Genomic DNA, 1,705 nt, shown 5'->3' with positions numbered 1-1,705 from the left:
CAGTGTAGACCCAATAGTAATTTTAACTTTTCGCTCTAAATCGTTTAGGTTATCTCATGCTATGCTAACTCGCCCCCCACCAAAGCTAGCAGCTTTTCTCGCCACATAGGCAAAGCAAAAGATTTCAATATTTGAGACATATTGGCATCATATTTCCAGGTGTTTTCGCTTTGGGCGATCGCACTCAGTACGATTCTTTGGGTTTTAGTTAATTCCGACATTTTCTCATCGGCAAGTATTGTCTTGCCGTTAAAAGTTACGTATAATAGTGTTTCCGCTACAGTGAGAGCGCTGTAGGCATCCACAGTTGACAGTGCTTCTATCAGGTCTGTCAAGGGAAATTGGTTTGATTCTGCTTCCAAATAACAGAAATATCGGCTGACATCCGCTACGACATCGCCATCAGCCCACGGAAGTTGGGAATACAATTCAGCCACAGATTTAGAGTCGGAAATTGTATTTACCAAAAATGCGATCGCCTCTTGTGGAGTTTTGTTCCTGGCAAGTTGAGTTAGCATCATTGCTGCTACCAATTTGACGAGATCGCTCGTTTTTGAATGTAAAATTTCTGTAAAAAGTGCTAGGTATTTAGATTCTGGTTCAACCAGCGTTCCCAGACTCAAAACCATGCTGGCTTTGGCTTGCCGATCTGCCTCTCTGTGCAGACATTTAAGCATTTCCGGTATAATTTCTGGAGCGCGATCGGGTAAACAAGCTAGAGTATATGCACTAGCTATCCTAATTTTCGGGTCGGCATCTGCAAGCAAATTCAAGTAAAGCCTCAGACCTTCATAAACTCTATTGCGTGCATTTACAACCCAAGTTTGTTCGATTTTTACTTTTTCTTGAAACTCAGGTGTATCTCGATCGTCAATTAAAAATATCGAATTTTGATGTTTTTTGTGCCAGGAATTACCCCTTGCTAGATAAGCCAGTAAAATCAATATCTGCTCTTTTTTTTGTACGTGTTCGTTTTGTAGTAATTCGATCAAAAAAGGAATCGCGAATGCGGAAGCTTCGTAGACGCTACCTTGATGCCAAATATTGCCGTATAGTTCGTAAATAGCGGCTTCGCGCAGTTCGGTATTTTCTGATGTCAGGTATCTAATCAATACTGGGATATCGTCGGCTGGCCCATAAGCGTGCGTAAGTTGATGCCAGTCTATTGTTTCTAAATTTTCCAACACGGAATTTCTCCTTGCATTTGCGATATCGATCTGAAAATGCCTAATTGATGCGATCGCGCAATATTTCTCGTACTTCCATCAAAATCTTACCCAACATATTCTTCCCGCTGCCATCGGCACCGCAACCCCAATAGTAATCAATCGGAGAATTTTCGACAATTAGTTCATCTCCTGTCGAAATTAATACTTCGCGGATATCGGTATGAGTCTGGAATTTCCGCAAAACTCCTCGTCGCATGATGTCGTCTTTGACCTGTGACCAGTCGGGACGGAGGGGAAAAGAGCGATCGCGTCCCATTTTGGCGGCATCCTTCGGCGTTTTGACCAGACGGATGCGATCGGCGTAGGGTGTACCGACAAATTTTTGCGCTTGAAAATAATGTTCGCTGGTAGGCCAATAAAAGCCATCCAACTCAAAGCCGTGAGGTGAAAAGTTGGAGAAACAGCCGTATGGTTCTTCGCGATTGCTGTAAAAGTAAATAGTCATTTTATACTCAAAGAATGGGCTAGGGGCTAGG

At 42.9% G+C, this 1,705-nt stretch carries 2 protein-coding genes; both read right to left on the bottom strand.

The features are described 5' to 3' along the window. Positions 1-59: 59 nt before the first annotated feature. Positions 60-1,187, bottom strand: coding sequence for a HEAT repeat domain-containing protein (locus tag H6S82_RS31960; RefSeq protein ID WP_190465800.1), 1,128 nt, complete (start codon positions 1,185-1,187; stop codon positions 60-62). Between the two features lie 40 nt (positions 1,188-1,227). Further along, positions 1,228-1,674 (bottom strand): NADAR family protein, encoded by a 447-nt coding sequence (locus H6S82_RS31955; protein WP_190465798.1) that lies wholly within the window; start codon positions 1,672-1,674, stop codon positions 1,228-1,230. Positions 1,675-1,705 lie beyond the last annotated feature (31 nt).

This window comes from Planktothrix sp. FACHB-1355 (assembly GCF_014748295.1).
Lineage (GTDB): Bacteria > Cyanobacteriota > Cyanobacteriia > Cyanobacteriales > Aerosakkonemataceae > Aerosakkonema > Aerosakkonema funiforme_A.
Note: the sequence above shows the minus strand (reverse complement) of the source record. Positions and strands in the feature narration are given on the sequence as shown.

Coding starts and splice junctions, on each gene's coding strand:
- H6S82_RS31955 (WP_190465798.1), bottom strand. CDS start 1,674: ATGACTATTTACTTTTACAGCAATCGCGAAGAACCATACGGCTGTTTC.